Source organism: Streptomyces sp. ActVer, assembly GCF_027270795.1.
GTDB classification, from domain to species: Bacteria; Actinomycetota; Actinomycetes; order Streptomycetales; family Streptomycetaceae; genus Streptomyces; species Streptomyces umbrinus_A.
In genome coordinates, this window is the sequence record NZ_JAPWHT010000080.1 from 1 (window position 1) to 21,689 (window position 21,689).

Sequence of the window (21,689 nt, forward strand, 5' to 3'; positions counted from 1 at the left end):
CGTCGGCCGCGTCGGACGAGACCCGGCTGCCGTTCCGGGCCGTGCCGCAGTTGCACAGCGTGAGCGATCCGGCTCTGGTGGCGGACGCGTCCGAGGTCTGGGGCGGCGCGAGCCCTGCCTTCGGTCCGCGCGCGCGGATGGACGCCCTGCTCGCGTTGCGTCGCGCCGCACGGGCCTGGGCCCCACTCACTCCCCTGCTCTCGGCGAGCGTGCCGGACTCGATCGAACTCGCCGACGAGGAGGTCACGGAACTCCTCGGCGAGGGTGCCCGATCGCTCGCGGCCGCCGGTGTGGAAGTGCACTGGCCCAAGGAGCTGGCTCACAAACTGACGGCCCGCGCGGTCATCGGCCCACCGGACGACGAGCGGGGCCCCGACAGGCTGTCCTCGGACACCCCGTCGTTCCTGTCGGCCGACGCGCTGCTGGCCTTCGACTGGCGGTTCGCCCTGGGCGACCAGCAACTGACACGTCAGGAGCTGGACCAACTCGCCGAGGCGAACCGCCCCATGGTGCGGCTGCATGACCAGTGGGTCCTCGTCGACCCCCAGGAGGTCCGTCGCGCGCGCGCCCAGCAGGATCACAAGCTGACGCCCATCGACGCGCTGAGCGCCGTTCTGACGGGCTCCACGGAGGTCGACGGCCACAGGGTCGACGTACGGCCCACCGGGTGGCTGACGACGCTGCGGGACCGGCTGTCGGACCCGGAAGGGCAGGAGCCCGTCGGGCAGCCCGCCGCACTGGACGCGACCCTGCGCGACTACCAGCTGCGCGGGCTCAACTGGCTGGCCCGTATGACCTCGTTGGGTCTTGGCGGCTGCCTCGCGGACGACATGGGCCTGGGCAAGACGATCACGCTGATCGCGCTCCATCTGCACCGGCAGACCGACGAGTCCGCCGCGGGACCCACGCTCGTCGTCTGTCCGACGTCCCTGATGGGCAACTGGCAGCGCGAGATCGAGCGGTTCGCCCCGGGCACGCCTGTCCGCCGTTTCCACGGTGCGCGGCGGAGCCTCGAAGGGGTGGCCCCAGGCGAGTTCGTCCTCACGACGTACGGCACGATGCGGCTCGACGCGCCACCGCTGGCCGAGGCGTCCTGGGGCATGGTCGTCGCCGACGAGGCACAGCATGTGAAGAACCCGTACTCGGACACGGCGAAGCAGCTACGGACGATCGGCGCCCACGCGCGCGTGGCGCTCACCGGAACTCCGGTGGAGAACAACCTCTCCGAGCTGTGGGCGATTCTCGACTGGACGACACCGGGCCTGCTGGGCCGGCTCGGCACCTTCCGCAGCCGGTACGCCAAGGCGGTCGAGGACGGGCAGGATCCGGGGGCGGCGGACCGGCTCGCCCAGCTCGTGCGACCGTTCCTGCTGCGCCGCCGCAAGTCCGACCCGGGCATCGCACCCGAGCTGCCGCCGAAGACCGAGACCGACCGTGCCGTGTCGCTCACCAAGGAGCAGGCGGGTCTGTACGAGGCGGTGGTCCGCGAGACCCTCGCCGAGATCTCGGGCGCCGACAACATGGCGCGGCGCGGACTGATCGTGAAGCTGCTGACCGGGCTGAAGCAGATCTGCAACCACCCGGCGCAGTTCCTCAAGGAGGACAGGCCGAAGATCCCCGGGCGCTCCGGAAAGCTGGAACTGCTGGACGAGTTGCTCGACACGATCCTCTCCGAGGGAGCATGCGTTCTGGTCTTCACGCAGTACGTACGGATGGCGCGCCTCATCGAGCGGCACCTGAGCGCACGCGGCGTCGCCTCACAGTTCCTGCACGGCGGGACGCCGGTGCCCGAGCGCGAGGCCATGGTGGAGCGCTTCCAGGACGGCGAAGTGCCCGTCTTCCTGCTGTCGTTGAAGGCGGCGGGCACCGGCCTCAACCTGACACGGGCGGAACATGTCGTGCACTACGACCGCTGGTGGAACCCGGCCGTCGAAGCCCAGGCGACCGACCGGGCGTACCGCATCGGACAGACGCGGCCAGTGCAGGTGCACCGGCTCATCGCCGAGGGGACGATCGAGGACCGCATCGCCGACATGCTGGTGCGCAAGCGGGAGTTGGCGGACTCGGTGCTCGGGTCCGGCGAGTCGGCCCTCACCGAGCTGACCGACACCGAACTGGCCGACCTGGTGGAACTGCGAGGAGGCACCCGATGAGTGACCTGTACGACAACACCCCGGAGCGCACCTTCGCCGCCCTGCCTCCCGCGCACGGGAGGGGCTTCGCGCTGACCTGGTGGGGGCAGGCCTGGCTGAAGGCCCTGGAGGACGCGGCACTGGACACCCAGCAGGTGAAGACGGGCCGCAGGCTGGCCCGGGCGGGATCCGTGGGAGCCGTGTCGGTCCGTCCCGGGCGCATCACAGCGGTGGTCCAGGACCACGACCGCACCTCGCACCGCGCCGACGTCCTGTTGCAGGAGCTGTCCGAGGAGCAGTGGGACCGCTTCCTGGGCATGGCCGTCGAGCGGGCCGGGCACATCGCGGCGCTGCTGGACCGCGAGATGCCGACGCATCTCGTCGAGGACGCGGCGGCCGCCGGCGTCGAACTCCTTCCGGGTCTGGGCGATCTGGAAGCGCAGTGCGACTGCGGCGCGTGGGACCACTGCGGTCACACGGCGGCGCTGTGCTACCAGGTGGCGCGGCTGCTGGATCAGGACCCGTTCGTGCTGCTTCTCCTGCGCGGTCGCGGCGAGCGCGAACTGCTGGACGAACTGCAGGTGCGCAGCGTCCCCCGGACCGAGACCGAGGCTCCCGGGCACGAGCAGGCGTACGAGGGCGTGGACGCCGCCGAGGCGTACGCGGACGGACACATCCTGCCCCCGCTGCCCGAAGCGCCTCCCGTGCCCGCAGGGCCGGGACTGCCGCCCTCACTGGACACGGAGACCGATCCGGCGTCCGGGGTCGATCCGGCCGCGCTGGAGTTCCTGGCGACGCAGGCCGCCCGCGAGGCGCACCGGTTGCCCACCGAGGCGCCCCGGGCGGGCCACGAACAGCGCTCCATAGGGGCCGAGTTGACGCTCGCGCAGGACGCCGTGCGGCTGGCCTCGGGAATTCCCGACACTTCAGTGGCCGACCGGCTCGCGGAGGGGTCGGGCCGGGACCGCGAGGGGCTGGCCCTGGCCGTCCGCGCCTGGGAACACGGGGGCACGGCCGCGCTCGACGTACTGGAGGCCGACCGGCCGACTGAGGCGGAGACCCTCGCACGCGCGCGTGCCGCCCTGGAGTCGGCCTGGGAGGAGGACCAGCGGCCTGCCCTGCGCGCGTCCCGCAACCGCTGGACCGTGGCCGACGGCCGGACACAGTTGCGTCTGGGGACGGACGGCCGTTGGTGGCCCTATCGCAAGGAACGGGGGCGCTGGGCTCCCGCGGGTCCCGCGTCCCAGGATCCGGCGACCGCGCTCGCTCTGGCGGAGGGGCTGGAGTGACGCCTGCCTGACGGGCGCGCAAGGCGCGCAGGACATGCACGGCACGCAAGGCACTTGGAGCGCTGAGCACCGGAACCGGCACCTTCCACCGGATGAGTGGTGGACGCCCGGTGTTCACTCTCCGGCCGTGCGGCGTTCGGGGCGGGGGCGAACTCTGGCCGCTGTCACCGAATTCGTGCCTCAGGAGGCCCCATGTCCCCGTACGCAGCAGGCCGGCGCAGCGTCCACCGTTCCGTAGCCGCGGGCGTGCCGCTCGCCCTGCTGGCCGCTCTCACGGTGGCGGGCACCGCGGTCGGTGCGCCCTCCGGAGAGGCGCGTGTCACGGGTTCCGCGACGCTCGGCGACATTCCGCTCGGCACGTTCAGCAACGCGCTGTTGCCGGGCACGGTGGGCGACGACCGGGGCGTGGATCTCGGCGGCATCGGCAGCGACATCTACCCCGCGGGCCGCAAGGGCGAGTTCTGGACGGTCACCGACCGCGGCCCCAACGGCCAGATCAAGGTGACCGGCGAGAAGCGCCGCACCTTCCCCGTGCCCGGCTTCGATCCGGCGATCGTGAAGATCCGGGTGTCCGGTGGCACCGTGAAGGTGCTGGACGCGATCCCGATCACCACCTCCTCGGGGAAGCCCGTCACGGGTCTGTCCAACCAGAAGGGGCGCGACGAAGCGCCGTACTCCTACGACGCGAAGACACCGCTCTCGTACAACCCGAACGGGCTGGACACCGAGGGGATCGTGCGGGCCGACGATGGCAGTTTCTGGCTCGTGGACGAGTACGGGCCCTCGCTGATCCACGTCTCCGCGCGCGGGAAGCTACTCACCCGGTACGTACCCAAGGGGCTGGGCCTGACCGGTGCGGACTACCGGGTGGTCGAGGCGCTGCCCGCCGTCCTGCTGCACCGGAAGATCAACCGCGGCTTCGAAGGGCTCGCCCAACTGCCCGGCGGCGACCTGGTGATGGCCGTACAGAGCCCGCTGTCCCTGCCGGACACGGACGCGGGCGAGGCCTCACTGACGACACGCCTGCTGCGCTTCTCGACGAAGAAGCGGGCGGTCACCGCCGAGTACGCGTACCGGTTCGACCCGGTGAACGTGGTCGACCCCAGCGAGGACGACACCTCCGAGCTGAAGATCTCCTCCGTGGTGGCCGTCGGCCGAGACCGGCTGCTCGTCGAGGAACGCACCGACAAGGCCGCCCGGCTGCAGGTCGTGAAGCTGACCCGCGGTGCGGACATCCTCGGGGACAAGTGGGACGACGACACGACGTCACCCTCCCTGGAGCAGCTCGACGACCCCGCGGCCCCCGGTGTTCCGGTGCTGCGCAAGCGCCTTGTCGTCGACCTCGGCGCGGTGAAGGGGGTTCCCGGGAAGATCGAGGGTGTCGCGCGCGTGGATCACGACACGCTCGCGCTCATCAACGACAACGACTTCGGGATGACGGACGGGCCGGAGGCTTTCGACGCCCAGGGACGGCTGGTGGACAGCGGCATCGAAACCACCGTGACGTACGTACGACTGCCGCGCGGGATCTGAATTCCCGCCTCCGCTCGGCGTTTTCACACCTCCACGCGTGCGTGCCTCAGGTCAGCGGTTTGGTGAGCTTGCGCTTTCCGGCACCGACGTCCGCGGCCAGGCTGCAGGCGACCTTGTCTATGCCGAGCTTGAACCCCGTGGGGTCGGGATACTGCACGAGGGTCCCCCGCACGGTCCCGGTGGGCTGCTTGGCCGCCTTGGTGTCCAGGGGTTTCGCGCAGAGGGCCGATGCCGCCTTCTTGAGGGCGGCATCGGTCGTGTAGGTGCCCTGTAGTTCGGCCACCTTCACGACCTCGGCGTCGTGCGCCGCGCGGCACGAACGCTTCGCGGCCTGGCCCGGCTTGGTGCCGTCGATGTTGAAGCAGTCACCGGTTTGCAGCATGTAGTACGGCACGTCGTCGCCCACGAGGGACGGGAGCAGCGAGTCCAGGTCGGTCGGCACATTGGTGGGCAGGGAGGGCGGTTCGCTGGGCAGCTCCGAAGGGATGCTCAGCGAAGGCGTCGGCAGATTCCCTGTGGTGGAGTCGCTCGCCGAAGGGGACTTCTTCTTGTCGGACGAACCGTCACCACTGGTGGCCACGAGGGCGACCGCGGAGCCGGCGCCGAGGGTCACGAGCACGGCCAGCACGAGGAACAGCACCCGGCGGCGCCGTCCAGGACCGCCCGGTCGCCCGGGAGGCGACGACGGTGGCGGTGGCGGTGGGGGCTGCCAGCCTCCTCCGCCACCCTGCCACGGCGGACCGTTGCCTCCTGGAGGAGGACCGTAACCCTCTGGAGGAGGTCCGAAGCCTTCGGGCAGCGGGCCGAATCCACCGCCGCCCGGAGGAGGCGTGTTGTCCGGCGGCCGAGGAGGCTGGGGCGGTAAGGGCGGCGTGGCCATACCGTCAAGAGTCGCCTCGAACCGGTCACGATGCGACCCCTGCGCGGAACTTGATACGGACCCATGGCGTGGATCGCATGATTCCGGAGAATTCCGCGCAGGAGTTCGAGGCCGTGCGCCGACTGGTTACGGCCGGTCGCAATTGGTCGTAACCAGTCGGAACACAACGAAAATCCAACCGAAGCCGTATGGAATCAGCCCCGGGCGCCCAGCAGGTGGTCCATGGCCAGCTGGTCCAGGTGCTCGAACGCCATCCCGCGTGCGGCGGCCGTCTCGGCGTCGAAGTCCTCGAAGGCCGCATGGTCCGCGAGCAGCGCCTGGAGACCGTCCGAGGCCGTGGGCTGCGCCAGTTCGTCCAGACGCGAGGCACGCAGGGCCTCCTGGACCTCGGGGTCGGCCCGGAAGGCGGCCGTCCGATCGCGCAGGATCAGGTAGTTGCGCATGCAGCCGGCGGCCGACGCCCACACGCCGTCGTAGTCCTCGGTCCTCGGCGGCTTGAAGTCGAAGTGCCTCGGACCCGCGTAACCGGCCGTCTCCAGGAGGTCGACGAGCCAGAACGCGGACCGCAGATCGCCCGCCCCGAAGCGCAGGTCCTGGTCGTACTTGATGCCGGACTGGCCGTTGAGGTCGATGTGGAAGAGCTTGTCCGCCCACAGGGCCTGGGCGATGCCGTGCGGGAAGTTCAGCCCGGCCATCTGCTCGTGGCCCACCTCCGGGTTGACGCCGTACATCTCGGGCCGCTCCAGGCGCTCGATGAACGCCAGGGCGTGACCGACCGTCGGCAGGAGGATGTCGCCGCGGGGCTCGTTCGGCTTCGGCTCGATCGCGAAGCGCAGGTCGTAGCCCTGGGAGGTCACGTACTCGCCGAGGAGGTCGAAGGCCTCCTTCATGCGGTCGAGGGCGACCCGTACGTCCTTGGCGGCACCGGACTCGGCACCCTCGCGGCCGCCCCAGGCGACGTAGATCTGCGCGCCCAGCTCCACGGCCAGGTCGATGTTGCGGATCGTCTTGCGCAGCGCGTACCGGCGTACGTCCCGGTCGTTGGCGGTGAAGGCGCCGTCCTTGAAGACGGGGTGCGTGAAGAGGTTCGTGGTGGCCATCGGCACGGTCATACCGGTCGTGTCGAGAGCCTGCCGGAAGCGCTTGATGTGCGACTCGCGCTCGGTGTCCGAGGACCCGAAGGGGATCAGGTCGTCGTCGTGGAAGGTCACTCCGTAGGCGCCGAGCTCCGCCAGGCGCTGCACGGACTCGACCGGGTCCAGTGCGGCCCGGGTGGCGTCGCCGAACGGGTCCCTTCCCTGCCAGCCGACGGTCCACAAGCCGAAGGTGAACCTGTCCTCGGGGGTGGGCTGGTAGTTCATGCCGCGCTCCTTGCTTGCTCCGACTATTTCGTCATGGCACTTAACAAATTAGTATGCGGAGGCATCTCTGGGAAGAGACAAGATGTCCTCGAACGTGGACGAGGAGTGGAATGCGCGCCGCGTGGGCCCGGATCCACTCCGAAAACACCAGGTCAGATCCCGCGGAGCCGCGGAAGAGGGAGAGCCCGATGTCAGCAGCCGAGGGTCCGCTCGTCGTCGGCGTGGACACGTCCACGCAGTCCACCAAGGCCCTGGTCGTGGACGCGGCCACTGGCGAGGTAGTGGCCAGCGGCCAGGCGCCGCACACCGTCTCCTCCGGAGCGGGTCGCGAGAGCGATCCGCGGCAGTGGTGGGACGCGCTGTGCGAGGCGCTGCACCAGTGCGGGGACGCGGCACGCGAGGCCGCGGCGGTGTCCGTGGGCGGCCAGCAGCACGGGCTCGTCACGCTCGACGCCCAGGGCGACCCCGTCCGACCGGCCCTCCTGTGGAACGACGTGCGCTCGGCACCGCAGGCCCGCCGGCTCGTGGAGGAGCTGGGCGGCCCGAAAGCCTGGGCCGAGCGCACCGGCAGTGTGCCGGGCCCGTCCTTCACGGTCACCAAGTGGGCGTGGCTCGCCGAGCACGAGCCCGACTCCGTCCGGGCGACCGCGGCCGTACGACTCCCCCACGACTACCTCACCGAGCGCCTCACGGGGCTGGGCACGACCGACCGCGGCGATGCCTCCGGTACGGGCTGGTGGGCGTCCGGAACGGAGGCGTACGACGAGGAGGTCCTCCGCCATGTGGGGCTCGACCCCGCCCTGCTGCCCCGGGTGGTCCGACCCGGCGAGGTCGCCGGAACCGTACGCGACAGCGGCGACCTGCCCTTCTCCAAGGGCACGCTGGTCGCGCCCGGCACCGGTGACAACGCCGCCGCGGCGCTCGGGCTGGGGCTGCGTCCGGGTACTGCGGTGCTCAGCCTCGGCACGTCCGGCACCGTGTACGCGGTCTCCACACGCCGCCCCGCCGACCCGACCGGCACCGTGGCGGGTTTCGCCGACGCGCGCGGCGACTGGCTGCCGCTGGCCTGCACCCTCAACTGCACCCTCGCAGTGGACCGCGTCGCCGCTCTGCTGGGCATCGACCGAGAGGCCGTCGAGCCGGGCACGAGCGTGACACTGCTCCCCTACCTGGACGGCGAGCGCACTCCCGACCTGCCGCACGCCTCGGGTCTGCTGCACGGGCTGCGGCATGACACAACACGCGGGCAGCTGCTCCAGGCCGCGTACGACGGGGCGGTCCATTCGCTGCTCGGCGCTCTCGACCTGGTGCTCGACGAGGACGCGGACCGTTCGGCTCCGCTGCTGCTCATCGGCGGAGGCGCGCGGGGTACGGCCTGGCAGGAGACCGTACGACGCCTGTCGGGGCGGCCGGTCCAGGTGCCCGAAGCCAAGGAGCTGGTGGCGCTCGGTGCCGCCGCACAGGCCGCCGGCGTGCTGACCGGCGAGGATCCGGCGGCCGTGGCCAGGCGCTGGGACACGGCCCGCGGACCGGTGCTGGACGCCGTGGAGCGCGACGAGGCGGCGCTGGCGCGGATCGCCGGGGTACTCTCCGACGCGGCCCCGCTGCTGGAGCGGGAGGCTGGTCAGCGCTGATCACCCGAGGAGGCCGGGGCCGATCAGCACCGGCGGCCCCTTCCGGAGGCGTCGCACACACGGACAGATCGGCACGCACGGACAGAACCGCCCCGAGGCGACCGGCCGGACGAGGACTGACGGAGGCATGACCGCACCGCTGCACGAGGCCCATCCCAGCAGTCCCGGCCGTCGGCTGCCCGACACACAACAGGGCATGCGGCGCCGCAACCTCTCGCGGGTGCTGCACGCCGTGAACGCCGAGGGGCCACTGTCCCGTGCCGCCGTCGCCTCACGCATCGGGCTCACTCGCGCGGCTGTCTCCACCCTCGTGGACGAGCTGATCCGCTCAGGACTCCTTGATGAACTGGGTCCCGAGCGGCCTGGGCGCGTGGGGCGGCCCGGCTCGGCGCTCGCCCTCAGCGGGCGCGGTCCGGCTGGTATCGGTGCGGAGGTGGGCGTCGACCATCTCGCCGTGTGCGCGGTCGACCTGCGCGGCGAGGTACGGGCCCGGGCGGTGCGTCACGGCACCAACCGCGGCCGGTCGCCCGAACCGGTGCTGCGGGAACTGACCCGGCTCATACGGCAGGTCGTCGCCGAGGCGGCCAAGGAAGGCCTGCGGCCCGCGGGCCTCGCCGTCGCCGTGCCCGGCCTGGTGGCGCGCGACGCCCGGACCGTGGTGCGCGCCCCCAATCTCGACTGGCACGACACGGACCTCGGCGCCCTGCTGCCGGACGAGGTCCCGCTGACCGTCGACAACGAGGCGAACTTCGGCGGACTGGCCGAACTCTGGCTCAACGAGACCGCGCCGCGCGACTTCGTGCACGTGTCCGCCGAGATCGGCATCGGCGGGGCGGTGGTCGTGGACGGGCGGCTGCTGCGTGGAACGCATGGCTTCGCCGGCGAGTTGGGGCATGTCCCGGTGCGTCCCGAGGGGCCTGCGTGCGCGTGCGGCGGGCGGGGCTGTCTGGAGCAGTACGCCGGTGAGGAGGCCGTCCTGCGCGCGGCCGGCCTGGAACCGGGCGAGGACCGTGTCGGCCTGCTGGCCGAGCGTGCGGCGCAGGGCGACAAGGACGTGCGCCGGGCTCTGCGTGACGCCGGGACCGCGCTGGGCATCGCGCTGACCGGCGCCGTCATTCTGCTCGACCCGGAGGCCGTAGTACTGGGCGGGGCGCTGTCCGGGCTCGCGCCCTGGCTGCTGCCTTCGCTGGAGCGGGAGTTGGCCCGCAGGACTGCCGGTCCAGCCTGCGCGGTGTCCGTCTCCCGGCTCGGCCCCGAGGGCCCGCTGCTGGGTGCCGCGCACTCGGTTGTGCGGGCCGTGATGGATGATCCGGCGGCGGTGGGGGGCGGCGGGGCGTAGCACGCCGAGGATGTCCTGGACCTCCAGGCCCTGGACATCCTGGATGGCTCGGGCCCGGGCGGTTCTCAGCCTGGTCCTCAGCCCCGTCACAGCGCTCTCTTCGCTGCGTCCCGGCTCCTCAATCCCCCTTGTGGGTGGCGGAGTTCTCCACAGTCACAGCGTTGTCCACGGACCTGAGAACGTTCTTCCTCCCCAACGGGCGAGAGCCGTACCGTGATTCACGCGAGACGCCACCGCCGGACGAACCGAACGGAGGCGTGTCCGGGCTGACGGCGCCGGTGTCGTACGTGGATTCGGTAGCCGCTGCCTGGACTATGGCCGCAGTGGTGGTGCTCGTGGTGCCGCTGCGACGTCGTCCGCCACCCTTCGGCAGAACGGAGCTGTGCACCATGAGCGACCCGCGCATCCTGACCGTGCGTCCCGAACCCGGTGAGTACGCCTGGACGTTCGGCGGTGCGCCTCCCGTGGCGCGCATCGCGCCGGGCACGGTCCTCGACCTCTATACGGAGGACTGCTTCGCCGGCCGGGTGCGGTCGGAGAAGGACCTCGTGTCCGAGGTGTGCGAGTTCCCGTTCCTCAATCCGCAGACGGGGCCGTTCCATGTGGAGGGCGCGGAGCCGGGCGACACGGTCGCCGTGCACTTCGTGTCGATCGAACCGGCGCGGGACTGGGCCGCGTCGACGACGGTCCCGCTCTTCGGGGCGCTCACGTCCACGCACACCACCGCCACTCTGCAGCCTCCCCTGCCGGAGACCGTGTGGATCTGGCAGCTCGACCGGGCGCGCCGCACCGCGCTGTTCAGCGCTCGCGACAGCGACATCCGGATCGAGCTGCCCATGGACCCGATGCACGGCACCGTCGGTGTGGCGCCCGCCAACCTGGAAGTGCGCTCCGCTCTCGTACCGGACGCGCACGGCGGGAACATGGACACACCCGAGATGCGGGCCGGTGTCACCTGCTATCTCGGAGTGAACGTCGAAGGGGCGCTGCTGAGCCTCGGTGACGGGCACGCGCGGCAGGGTGAGGGCGAGACCTGTGGGGTCGCCGTCGAGTGTGCGATGAACACCGTGGTGATCGTCGAGTTGCTCAAGGGGGTCGCCACCCCGTGGCCCCGCATCGAGTCCGACACCCACATCATCTCGACGGGTTCGGCGCGCCCCTTGGAGGACGCGTTCCGCATATCGCAGCTCGACCTGGTGCAGTGGCTGGTGCGGGACTACGGGTTCAGCGAGCTGGACGCCTACCAGTTCGCGACTCAGACCGTCGAGTCGCCGCTGGCCAATGTCTGCGACACCAACTACACGTGCGTCGCCAAGCTCCGCAAGGAATGGCTGCCCGCACGGGAGACCCACCGGGGCCTGCACACCCGGCTGCGCGAAGTCGCCGCCGCGCTGGGACGTTGAGTCGTCCCACCGACACCGCCACCACCGCGACTTGGCAGAGGCGCCCGCACCGCTCCCGCCCCACTTCCGTTCTCGCAGAGAGGCACTCTGATGGACCGAGCCAAGTTCCTGCCCACGTCCCTTCCCAGCCGCCGGCGTCTGCTGCAGAGTGCGGCCCTCGCCACGCTCTCCACGGCGTTACTGCCCACCACCCGGGCAGGCGCGAAGCCGCAGGGGATCGACTACCCGCCGTCCGAGTGGTCGCCGGCGAGCACGTCCAACTACACGGTCGCCAACCGGCCGACGAGCCATCCGGTCGACTTCGTGATCATCCACGTGACGCAGGCGACCTACTCCGACACCCTGGCCATCTTCCAGAACCCGAAGAAGAAGGTGTCCGCGCACTACGTCGTCCGGTCGGCCGACGGTCACGTCGCACAGATGGTGCGCGAGCGCGACATCGCCTGGCACGCGGGCAACTGGGACTACAACACCCGCAGCATCGGCATCGAGCACGAGGGCTGGGTGGACAAGCCCGCGTACTTCACCAACGCGATGTACGAGGAGTCGGCGAAGCTCACCGCGGCCATCTGCACCAAGTACCGGATCCCCAAGGACCGTTCGCACATCCTCGCGCACTACGAGGTGCCGGGCAGCGACCACACCGATCCCGGCCCGCACTGGGACTGGACGCGCTACATCAGACTGGTCAACTTCGCCTGACCAGCGGTCCCTCGAAACAGGCTCGCTGGAAAGTCAACGGATAGCCGCAACAGAGCCGAAGGAGAGTCGAAAAAGGGGAGCATCGGTAGCCACCACGGCTTGTGGTGGAGCCGGCCCCGGAGTGGCCGCGGCACTTGTCCGCATCCGCCACCGGAGTGACGATGTCCCCAGCCGCACAGCCTTCCGGGAGGCCGAATTGACCGATCCATGGGTGGCCCTGGAACCGGGCGCCGATCCCGTCGAGCGGGTGCGCGTCCTGCGCCACGCCCACGAGACGTTCACGGAGGCGGGCACGGTCCCGCGGCCGGTGCGGTCCGTGGTGGCAGATTCGTGGCGCCGTTCGGCACGGGCCGGGGTGGGGCCGGACGGTTCCGCGTGTGTGGAGCTCACGGACGGGGACCTCGGGTCGTATCGGGCGGAGCACCCGCTGGCGCGGGTGATGCCACTGTTCCGTGAACTCATGGGGACGTTCGCTACGGACGGCGAACACCTCCTCGCGGTGTGCGACGCGCAGGGCAGGCTGCTGTGGGTCGAGGGCCATCCCGGGACACGGCAGAAGGCCGACGGGATGAACTTCGTGCCGGGTGCGCGGTGGGCGGAGTCGGCGGTGGGCACGAACGCTCCCGGTACGGCGGTGGCGCTCGACCGGCCGGTGCAGGTGTTCGCGGCGGAGCACTTCATCCGGAGCGTCCAGCCGTGGACGTGCGCGGCGGCTCCGGTTCACGATCCGCGTACCGGACGGCTGCTCGGAGCGGTGGACATCACCGGCGGGGACGGGCTGGCGCATCCGCACAGTCTGGGTTTCGTGCAGGCCGTGGCCCGTGCCGCGGAGTCACAGCTGGCGCTGCTCACTCCGGCCCCGGCCACGACCCACGTGCTCGAGCTGACCGCTCTGGGCCGGGACGAGGCGCTGCTCGTCGCGGGTGGCAGCAAGGTGCGCCTGAGCCGTCGGCACAGCGAGATCCTGGTGCTGCTGTCCCGGCACCCCGAGGGGCTGACCGGCGACGAGTTGCTGTGCGCGCTGTACGAGGACGAGTCGGTGACGCCGGTGACGTTGCGCGCGGAACTGGCCCGCCTGCGCCGCCTCCTCGGGGCGGGGGCGCTCGGTTCGCGGCCGTATCGGATCACGGTTCCGGTCGAGTCCGACGTCGAGGTGGTGGAGCGCAAGCTCGGCGTCGGTGCGGTCATGGCGGCGGTGGCGGCCTATACCGGGCCCCTGCTGCCGGGTTCGCAGGCTCCGGCGGTGGTGCGGCTGCGCCGCCGGCTCGCCGACGGGTTGCGCGCGGCGCTCGTCTCCGGCAGCGACCCGGATCTGCTGGCGGACTGGGCACACGCGCCCTGGGGCGAGGACGACCTCGACGCCTGGCGGGCGCTGGCGGCGATACGGCCGACGCCTCCGGTACGGGCACGCCTGGAGGAGCTGGAGGCCGAGCAGTCCGCGAGCCGTGGACGCGCTCCGCGCTGAGGACACCATGCAAGCCTCGGCCCCCAAACCGCCCACAAGCCTCCACCCATGGCCCACAACCCCGGCATCGCAGCCAGGTCGTCGGCGCAACGTACCTGCAACCTCCGCGCGCCTACCCTCGCGCCGAGAGCCGTCCAACGGCGGGCGGTCCTTCCACGGGAGGCAGAGCACATGACCCGTTACGCGGCGCCCGGCACCGAGGGCGCGATCGTCTCCTACCAGTCGCGGTACGACCACTTCATCGGCGGGGAGTACGTACCGCCGGCCCGCGGGCAGTACTTCGAGAACCCGAGTCCGGTGAACGGGCAGCCGTTCACGGAGATCGCGCGGGGTACGGCGGAGGACGTGGACCGCGCGCTCGACGCGGCGCACGCGGCCGCGCCCGCCTGGGGCCGTACGTCGGTGACCGCACGCGCCGACATACTCCTCAAGGTCGCCGACCGGATGGAGGCGAACCTGGAGAAGCTCGCGGTCGCGGAGAGCTGGGAGAACGGCAAGCCGATCCGCGAGACGCTGGCCGCCGACATCCCGCTCGCCATCGACCACTTCCGCTACTTCGCGGGGGCGATCCGCGCCCAGGAGGGCTCGCTCGGCGAGGTCGACGACGACACCGTGGCGTACCACTTCCACGAGCCGCTGGGCGTCGTGGCGCAGATCATCCCGTGGAACTTCCCGATCCTGATGGCGGTGTGGAAGCTGGCCCCGGCGCTCGCCGCGGGCAACGCGGTCGTCATCAAGCCCGCCGAACAGACCCCGGCATCGATCCACTACTGGATGAGCCTGGTCTCGGATCTGCTGCCGCCGGGCGTGGTGAACATCGTCAACGGCTTCGGGGTCGAGGCGGGCAAGCCCCTCGCGTCCAGTCCGCGGGTGGCGAAGGTCGCCTTCACCGGCGAGACCACAACTGGGCGGCTGATCATGCAGTACGCCTCCGAGAACATCAAGCCGGTCACGCTCGAACTCGGCGGCAAGTCGCCGAACATCTTCTTCGACGACGTGTGGGCTCGGGACGACGACTTCCGGGACAAGGCGCTCGAAGGCTTCACGATGTTCGCGCTGAACCAGGGCGAGGTGTGCACCTGCCCGTCCCGGGCGCTCATCCAGCAGGGCCACTACAGCGAGTTCCTCGACGCGGCGGTCGCGCGTACCGAGCTGATCAAGCCCGGTCATCCGCTCGACACCGAGACGATGATCGGCGCCCAGGCCTCCAACGACCAGCTGGAGAAGATCCTTTCCTACCTGGACATCGGCCAGCAGGAGGGTGCCAAGGTCCTGACGGGCGGTCACCGTATCGAGTACGACGGTGAGTTGGCGGGGGGCTACTACGTCCAGCCGACGATCTTCCAGGGCGACAACAGGATGCGGATCTTCCAGGAGGAGATCTTCGGGCCGGTCGTGTCGGTCACGTCGTTCGCGGACTTCGACGACGCCATCAAGATCGCCAACGACACGCTGTACGGACTCGGGGCCGGCGTGTGGACGCGGGACATCAACACGGCGTACCGCGCGGGCCGTTCGATCCAGGCGGGCCGGGTGTGGACCAACTGCTACCACGCGTACCCGGCGCACGCGGCGTTCGGCGGCTACAAGCAGTCCGGCATCGGCCGCGAGAACCACAAGATGATGCTGGAGCACTACCAGCAGACGAAGAACCTTCTGGTGTCGTATTCGCCGAAGAAACTGGGCTTCTTCTAGAGGCACGAAAAAAGGCGCCTGACCTGGGCTTTTGCCCGTCAGGCGCCTTCCTCTCGACCCGTCCGGGGCAAGGACCGACTTACGCCATAACTCCCAGTTCCTCCCACTGCTGTCCCGCTCCTGACCAGTGCTTCCGGACCAGTCACGGACCAAATCCCGACTCACCCTTCAGACTCCGCGCCCTGGCTGACGCGGTCCCACTCCTGCATGGACTGCTCGATGAGGCGGTTGGCCTGTTCTCGGACGCCGTCCAGGAATTTGGCGTAGTGGCGGAAGAGGACCTCAATGCTTTGGCCCGCGCGACGAGCGCACTCGGCGGGGTCCACACCGGAGTACAGCCAGAACGAGATCCCGGCGTGCCGGAGATCGTAGGGCCGCTTTGCCAGCTTGGAGGCGAGTTCTGTACGGGTCAGGACGTACTTCCGTGCCCGCGCCCACGTTGTGCCGTACGCAGCTGCGTCCACGTAGTTGCCGGCCTGGTTCCGGAACAGTCGGCCGTCCGGCGCCACACCGAAGCGTTCGATGTGTCCGCGGAGCATGCGTACGAACTGCGGCGGGATGGGCACAGGCCGGGTCGCGGTAGCCGCGCGGCGCTTGAGGGAGTGCACCTCGTGCACCGAACCGCCGTCCGTCCACTCTTTGCCTGATGTGACGACGCCACCCGACAGGTTGAGCATCCCCCAGCCGGTCTCGGGCAGATGGCACTGTTCGAGCCGGAGATGGATGACCTCCGCAGGCCGCATCGCCGCGTAGTACATGCAGCCGAAGAAGGCCTCCAGGTGAGGGCCGCGCCCGCGCTGTTGGGCAACCGCCGTGAGCAGCCGGGCAATCTGGGCGGGATTAGGAACGGCAGCCGGGTCCACTTCCTCGTTGACCGCTGGAGCGTGCCACCTGAGCCCGTTGAGGGGATTCTCCGTGAAGTAACCTTTCTCCACAGCGATGTTGAGGACTTCGTTGAACGCAGCCCGCTTGCGCCGTGCCGTCTTGGCCGCAGCCTCTTTGCCGTCCAGCTTGAGGCACAGGGCGTCCAGTGCCCGTCGCAGCACATCGGCTTCCGCGAGAGCGCTGACAGGCAGGGAGTTCCGCTTCATCCAGTCCAGCGCCTGCCGCCAGTCCTCAACTGGCTCTTTCTCCCACGCCTTCTTGTTGAACGCCCAGGAGTACAACGCTCGCCGCAGCACCCGCGGCTCCGGATAGGTCACGCCAGAACGCACAAGGGCAGGCGTGATGGTGGCGAATGCGTCGGCCAGTGTGCGGCGGGTGTTTCCCGGCGTGCGGTCCCAACGCTGGTCGAGGTATTCGTGCGCAAGGTCATACCATGTCGTCCGCTGCTTGATAGCTCGCAGCTCGGACGCTGGCAGCCCTGTGCGCTCATCGAAGGGCTCACCATCGCGCGCCGCGGTCATCAGCTTTGACCGCCTGCTGTCGGCGAGCCCGACGGTCATGAATGACTCTGATTTTTCGCGCCCGTTGACCGTCCACCGGACCATAAACGGCTTGCGCCGATCGGGGCGCTCCCGTATGTCCCAGAAACGGACATTGTAACTCATCGCCAATTATCAGTATCTCTCTCGCACATGTCCCACCAGGCATCCAGGTCAGCACGACGACACCGGAGTTCACCATTGGGCAACTTGATCATGCGGGGCGCCTGCCCGCGAGCGCGCATTCGGTAGAACGCCGACGGACTCATACGAATCTCCGCGAGAACCTCGGTGAGCTTCAGCGCCGGAGGACGAGCCATGCAATATCACCTTCACATTAAGAAAGGCTTCATGCCGGAAAGCCAGGCATGCATCGTATGCAGCAGAGATCCCATTTCTGCACGGCCGCCGTCCCGGATCAGACGACGAGACACAGCCAGGTATCACACATCGATACAACGGATGATTTTCTTTCGGCGCACAAGCGAGCGGTCCGGAAGGAGACCTTGCGTAGCGAGCAACAGTGGCCGTGGGCATGAAAGCTTGGTCATTGATGTAGCAGCAGCTGGCAACAGCCACTCAATATCTCCTCTCGGATGCGTACGACTCTGCCAACTGCGTCCGCCACGGCTCCACCGCCAAGCACAGCCGAATGCGAACACCACCAATGCTCTGGAAGATCCCCGGTTTCGGTAACCGGGGATCTTCTGCTATGTATCGCCCTGCACTACGAAGGTCTGCTCATCGCGCCCTTTCCGCCTCGGTCACGAGGCCAGGCGGTACGAGCGGAGGGCGAAGGTGCGCCATCCATGACGAGCACGGGCAGCCTGCCTCCGGTGAACCGATCGAGGTCACGGCCTACGACCTCACAGCGCCAACAACCGAGGCGCCGTGGCGCGTTGCGGAGCTGCGGTGCGCAGCGATGTACGTAAGGGCCTCTCGGCCACGACGGGGTCCGCGTTACAGCAGATCCTCGCCAAAAGATCCTGGCGTGCAGACACAGAGAGGCAGCGCCTTGGAAATGGCGCCAAAGCCTCCGCCTCCGGACCAGTCCAGGCGTTCGCGGCGTCGAGCGGGACAGGGCGCGTGATGAGGGCGAATTGGAAGGTGTGACTCGACAGGTGGGCCTCCTCGGAGCGGGACGCGGTCGTGAGACCGAGCAGCGCGGGATGCGTACTGCCATAGCGGCCAGCCCCTTTTGCAGGCCGACGTTCAATGCCGCTCCCTACGGCTGACCTGGTGTTTCCGGGTCGTTGTACGTTGACATGATCGCGGACGGGGTTCCAGTCCCGTGGGCCATTTTCTCGTCTGCCGTAGGCGAATGCCGGAGCCTCGTCACACAGCCCCACTCGCCCCTTGATGATCCCCGCCGTGGATCCGGCCGACTTCTCGGACGGTCACCGATGCGTGCGACGCCGATGGTCCAGTGCCGTTGCTGCACTGCAGTGATCAGCTGACCGAGGTGGGCACACATCCCGGTCGCGCACGACTGCCTGAGGGAAGAGGGTGCCTGGCTGATCACTCATGCAGATCACCGGGTTGTACGCCCGGAATTGGAGGGGCGCGCAAGGCTGTCCCGGATCACGATGTCGCTGGCGCTTAGAGCCGACGTCAGCTGTTCTTGCAGTTCGTCCGGGATGGTCCCTGTCCCGAGGGCGCAGGCATGCACGAGAGCGCGGCAGTCCTGGGTTTGCCTGTCCGTGGCGATCGAGGTGAACAGAGGGTGCGCCAGGTTCTCGCGGGCCGCGTAGCCGTCTTCGGCGGCGGCCGTCCTGCGGTGGAGGTCCTCGACGACGCGGTGGGCTGTAGGAGCCTCGGCGGAACCGATCGCGTCGAGGACGGTAAGGCCAAGCCGAGTGTCGAAGACGGTCATCCCAGGTTCGGCCGGCCACTCCAGATAGGTGGTCGCCAGCGCCGCCAGTTGGTCTTCGACCGGCAGCTCGGCGCCGCGGCGGCACAGGGCGGTCAAGCCTGCCGTGATGGCCTGCTCCCACGGATCGCCGGGCATCGTTTCAGCAAGGAGAACAGCTGCCCGTGCCGTGTCACCTGCAACGAGGGCAGTAAGTATGGCAACTTGGCGTCCGTCGAGCATCCGTTTGCCTACGCCGCAGTGAGTCTCGAGGTGTCTCAGAGCCTCCGCCCAACGTCCCTTGGCGGTAAGCGTGCGGGTCCCATCAGCGAGGAGCACGCGCCACAGCCACGCGCGGACCTCGTGGCGGTCCTCGTCGGTCGCAGTGAGGTCCGCCGGTACGGCGACGCCCTCGAACCGGGCAGCTGTGCCTGCCTCGACGGCCTTGTACAGGTCGAGTAGGTGTTGGCGTCCCTCGTCGGTGTGGCCGGCGCGGATCTGGAGGCGGGCGAGGTTGACGACCGGTTCCAGTCCCCGGATTGCGCTCATGCCGGGCAGGGGGCACGCGTCGAGGTAGGCGGCGGCGTGCTGGTGACACATCTCGCGGGCGAGATCGGGCAGGCCGAGATCGGAGGCGATGAGCGCGGCCTGGTTGTAGACGGCGGATGCGAGCCCTTGGTCGCCCTTCTCCACCACCGTCTCGGCGAGGTCGACAAGGCCGCCCACGCGTTCGGGCAGGGGAAGACAGGCGGGCCGGAATCGGGCGACGAGCGGAAAGCGCTGGGCTATGGGTCCGTGCGGGTCCATGAGTTCCCCGGGCGTGAGTGAGAAGTGCTGGGGCGACGGTGCCCGCCAGCCGTACACCGGCGGGCACCGTCCGCTACGCAAGGGGCGTCACCGCCAGTCGACGACGATGCGGTTCAGCGGGGTGTCGAGAGCGAAGAGTCCGGGGCGCTGCTCGATGGCGGGGGCGTCGAGGGGATGGATCTCGAACGTGGCCTCGCGACCGCGGTATTCGCGATCCCACGTGCGGATGGCGTCGGCGACCTTCGCGGCGAGCTCGTCGCTGCCGGGACCGTGGCCGATGACGCCGAACTCCCAGAGCTTGTCGCCCTCGGGGGTCTTCTTCTCCGACACGCGTCGCGCCAGGTAGGTGACGGCGCCCTTGTCGACGGCCGCGGTCGACGAGGGGTAGGGGTCCTCCGTGAGCAGAGTGCCCTTGGCGTTCTGGGGGAACAACATCCGGATGAGGCCGGAGGGAAGGGAACAGGTGACGAAAAGTTCCATCCACTCCGGCGATTCCATGGCGCGGACCATCATGCCAGTCCACTCCTCGGTGCGCGGCTGGTCCAGGACTCCGGCGAGGGCATCGGCGTCGATGTTCTGCCCAGCGGGGGCCTGAAGCCGGACGGTGCCGTCTGTGCTGAGCGGGATGACGCGGCGGTCGTCGTCGGCAATGCCCCGCCGGAGCGGCATGAAGGTGTTCATCTCGCTACCGAGAGACACCCATCGACCGTCGCGCCGCTCGTAGGCGATGGACCGGGAGACGGTGCCCTTCAGGCGCTGGGGGACGAGGAGCCGGCCGCCGGGGGCGAGTTGTTGCATCCAGGCGTGCGGTACGCCGTGAGCGCCCACGGTGGCCATGATCCGGTCGTACGGTGCTCCTTCGGCGTAGCCGAGGGCCCCGTCGCGGGTCACGGCATCGACGTTGGTGAGACCGGCGTCGGCCAGGTGTGCGCGAGCGCCCTCCACAAGGTCGTCGTCGACATCGAGGGTGGTCACGTGCCCGCTCTCCCCGACCAGGTGGGCGAGGAGAGCGGCGTTGTAGCCGGTGCCGGCGCCGAGTTCGAGGATGCGCTCGCCGGGCTGGGCGTCGAGTTGGTCCAGCATGAGGGCGACGACGCCCGGCTGGGAAGCGCACGAGATCGATGTACCGTCGGTGTCGTACTTGATGTGCACTGGTGCGTTGGCGTAGGCGTCTTCAAGCGACGCCTCCGGCACGAACACGTGACGGGGCACAGTCCGCAGCGCCTTCTCGACTGCGGTCGTGCGGGCGTGCCCGTCCGCGCGAAGCTGGTCGACCAGGGCGTTGCGGAGGCGTTCGGCGTCAGCCGTGGGGGTGGCGATCGTGTCGGTATTCACCGCCCTGACGCTAGCCGCCTCGGACGTTGCCTCGTCGGTCGACGCGGTGTTGTCACTCGTTCCCATGATTACCTCTCGTGCGATGTTGGACATGGCGCTTTGGTCGACCCGGAGGAGACCGGCGCGGTTGGCGTGAAAGATCAGGTGGTGGGCAATGACGGCTCGCAGACCGCGGGTGAGGGCGCCGCGGCCTGCGAGGTCGGCGAGCGCGGTGCCCGCCCACTCGAACGAGGCGACCCACTCGTTGTGCTCGGCGAGCGGGCCGTTCGGGCGGCACAGGCTCTGGGCGTCGACCGTCATCAGCTTCCGCATCGCGGGCGCCAGTTCGGCGGCTCGCGCAGAGGGCAGAAGGCCGCTGGTCGGTCGGAGGGCGGCGACCCTTACCCATACGTCGCCCTGCTCGAACCAGTCCAGGCCGGCCGCCCGCATCATGACGCTTGCCAGCAGCACGGCGGTTTCCCGGCGTCCCAACTGCTCCGAGCCTGGTTGATAGGTGAGCAGGTGGCGGCTGTCCTTGTGGAACAGGTCGTGGGCGACGCCCATGGCCTGGGTCCCGCCGAAGGCGTGGGTCTCGGGTTCGTAGAGGTAGGGCAGCCATGACACGGCCGTGCCGTCCTGGACGAGGTCGCTCAGCAGCGCTTCGACGGCGGGTGAAGGCTCGTCCGCGCGGTACCGCAGCGGGGCTGCTTGTTCATGAACCACCAGCCGGTGAGCTGCCCGTCCCTTTCAGCGGCGAAGAGGACAGGGGCGATGCGTTCGACGATGGCGCGCTGGGCGCTCTCGCGGTCGCCGAAGGTGATGTTGTGTTGCTGCCAGCGGTCGGAGCGGTCCGGGGGCATGC

At 69.6% G+C, this 21,689-nt stretch carries 14 protein-coding genes and 1 pseudogene; 9 read left to right on the plus strand and 6 right to left on the minus strand.

All coding sequences use genetic code 11. The features are described 5' to 3' along the window. From O3Q52_RS15765 to O3Q52_RS15775, 3 genes are all read left to right on the plus strand, one after another. Window positions 1–2,153 (plus strand): DEAD/DEAH box helicase (locus tag O3Q52_RS15765; protein ID WP_269649410.1); only part of this gene is annotated, 2,153 nt, incomplete at its 5' end. After that, window positions 2,150–3,421, plus strand: a complete 1,272-nt coding sequence (locus O3Q52_RS15770; RefSeq protein ID WP_269649411.1) for an SWF or SNF family helicase — start codon at window positions 2,150–2,152, stop codon at window positions 3,419–3,421. The genes O3Q52_RS15765 and O3Q52_RS15770, both read left to right, overlap by 4 nt. Before the next feature lie 192 nt (window positions 3,422–3,613). Further along, window positions 3,614–4,954: an esterase-like activity of phytase family protein gene (locus O3Q52_RS15775; protein WP_269649412.1), complete on the plus strand. Its 1,341-nt coding sequence runs from the start codon at window positions 3,614–3,616 to the stop codon at window positions 4,952–4,954. Between the two features lie 46 nt (window positions 4,955–5,000). Here O3Q52_RS15775 and O3Q52_RS15780 read toward each other — a convergent pair whose 3' ends face one another. Next, window positions 5,001–5,594, minus strand: coding sequence for a hypothetical protein (locus O3Q52_RS15780; protein WP_269649413.1), 594 nt, complete (start codon window positions 5,592–5,594; stop codon window positions 5,001–5,003). Window positions 5,595–6,028: 434 nt separating this feature from the next. Beyond that, on the minus strand, window positions 6,029–7,195 hold the full coding sequence (gene xylA / locus O3Q52_RS15785) for a xylose isomerase (RefSeq protein ID WP_269649414.1): 1,167 nt from the start codon (window positions 7,193–7,195) through the stop codon (window positions 6,029–6,031). A gap of 188 nt (window positions 7,196–7,383) precedes the next feature. Between xylA and xylB the strand changes: the two genes are divergently transcribed. From xylB to O3Q52_RS15815, 6 genes are all read left to right on the plus strand, one after another. Then, window positions 7,384–8,829 carry a xylulokinase gene (gene xylB / locus O3Q52_RS15790; RefSeq protein ID WP_269649415.1) on the plus strand — a complete coding sequence of 482 codons (1,446 nt, stop codon included), beginning with the start codon at window positions 7,384–7,386 and terminating at the stop codon, window positions 8,827–8,829. A gap of 127 nt (window positions 8,830–8,956) precedes the next feature. Then, entirely contained in the window at window positions 8,957–10,168 is a 1,212-nt protein-coding gene (locus O3Q52_RS15795) for an ROK family transcriptional regulator (RefSeq protein ID WP_269649416.1), read from the plus strand. A gap of 389 nt (window positions 10,169–10,557) precedes the next feature. Next, on the plus strand, window positions 10,558–11,571 hold the full coding sequence (locus O3Q52_RS15800; RefSeq protein WP_269649417.1) for an acetamidase/formamidase family protein: 1,014 nt from the start codon (window positions 10,558–10,560) through the stop codon (window positions 11,569–11,571). 90 nt (window positions 11,572–11,661) lie between these two features. Beyond that, on the plus strand, window positions 11,662–12,273 hold the full coding sequence (locus tag O3Q52_RS15805; protein WP_269649418.1) for an N-acetylmuramoyl-L-alanine amidase: 612 nt from the start codon (window positions 11,662–11,664) through the stop codon (window positions 12,271–12,273). Between the two features lie 196 nt (window positions 12,274–12,469). Beyond that, entirely contained in the window at window positions 12,470–13,738 is a 1,269-nt protein-coding gene (locus tag O3Q52_RS15810; RefSeq protein WP_269649419.1) for a GAF domain-containing protein, read from the plus strand. Window positions 13,739–13,909: 171 nt separating this feature from the next. Continuing rightward, window positions 13,910–15,433, plus strand: a complete 1,524-nt coding sequence (locus tag O3Q52_RS15815; RefSeq protein ID WP_269649420.1) for an aldehyde dehydrogenase family protein — start codon at window positions 13,910–13,912, stop codon at window positions 15,431–15,433. A gap of 161 nt (window positions 15,434–15,594) precedes the next feature. Here O3Q52_RS15815 and O3Q52_RS15820 read toward each other — a convergent pair whose 3' ends face one another. The 4 genes and pseudogenes from O3Q52_RS15820 to fxlM all read right to left on the minus strand — a co-directional run bounded on the left by O3Q52_RS15820 (window position 15,595) and on the right by fxlM (window position 21,687). Further along, on the minus strand, window positions 15,595–16,983 hold the full coding sequence (locus O3Q52_RS15820; RefSeq protein WP_266586919.1) for an integrase: 1,389 nt from the start codon (window positions 16,981–16,983) through the stop codon (window positions 15,595–15,597). Then, window positions 16,980–17,177, minus strand: a complete 198-nt coding sequence (locus O3Q52_RS15825; RefSeq protein ID WP_266586917.1) for an AlpA family transcriptional regulator — start codon at window positions 17,175–17,177, stop codon at window positions 16,980–16,982. Before O3Q52_RS15825 ends, O3Q52_RS15820 begins: the two co-directional genes overlap by 4 nt. A gap of 1,211 nt (window positions 17,178–18,388) precedes the next feature. Then, window positions 18,389–19,513 (minus strand): hypothetical protein, encoded by a 1,125-nt coding sequence (locus tag O3Q52_RS15830; RefSeq protein WP_266586915.1) that lies wholly within the window; start codon window positions 19,511–19,513, stop codon window positions 18,389–18,391. Window positions 19,514–19,600: 87 nt separating this feature from the next. Beyond that, window positions 19,601–21,687, minus strand: a pseudogene (gene fxlM / locus O3Q52_RS15835) (methyltransferase, FxLD system). Window positions 21,688–21,689 lie beyond the last annotated feature (2 nt).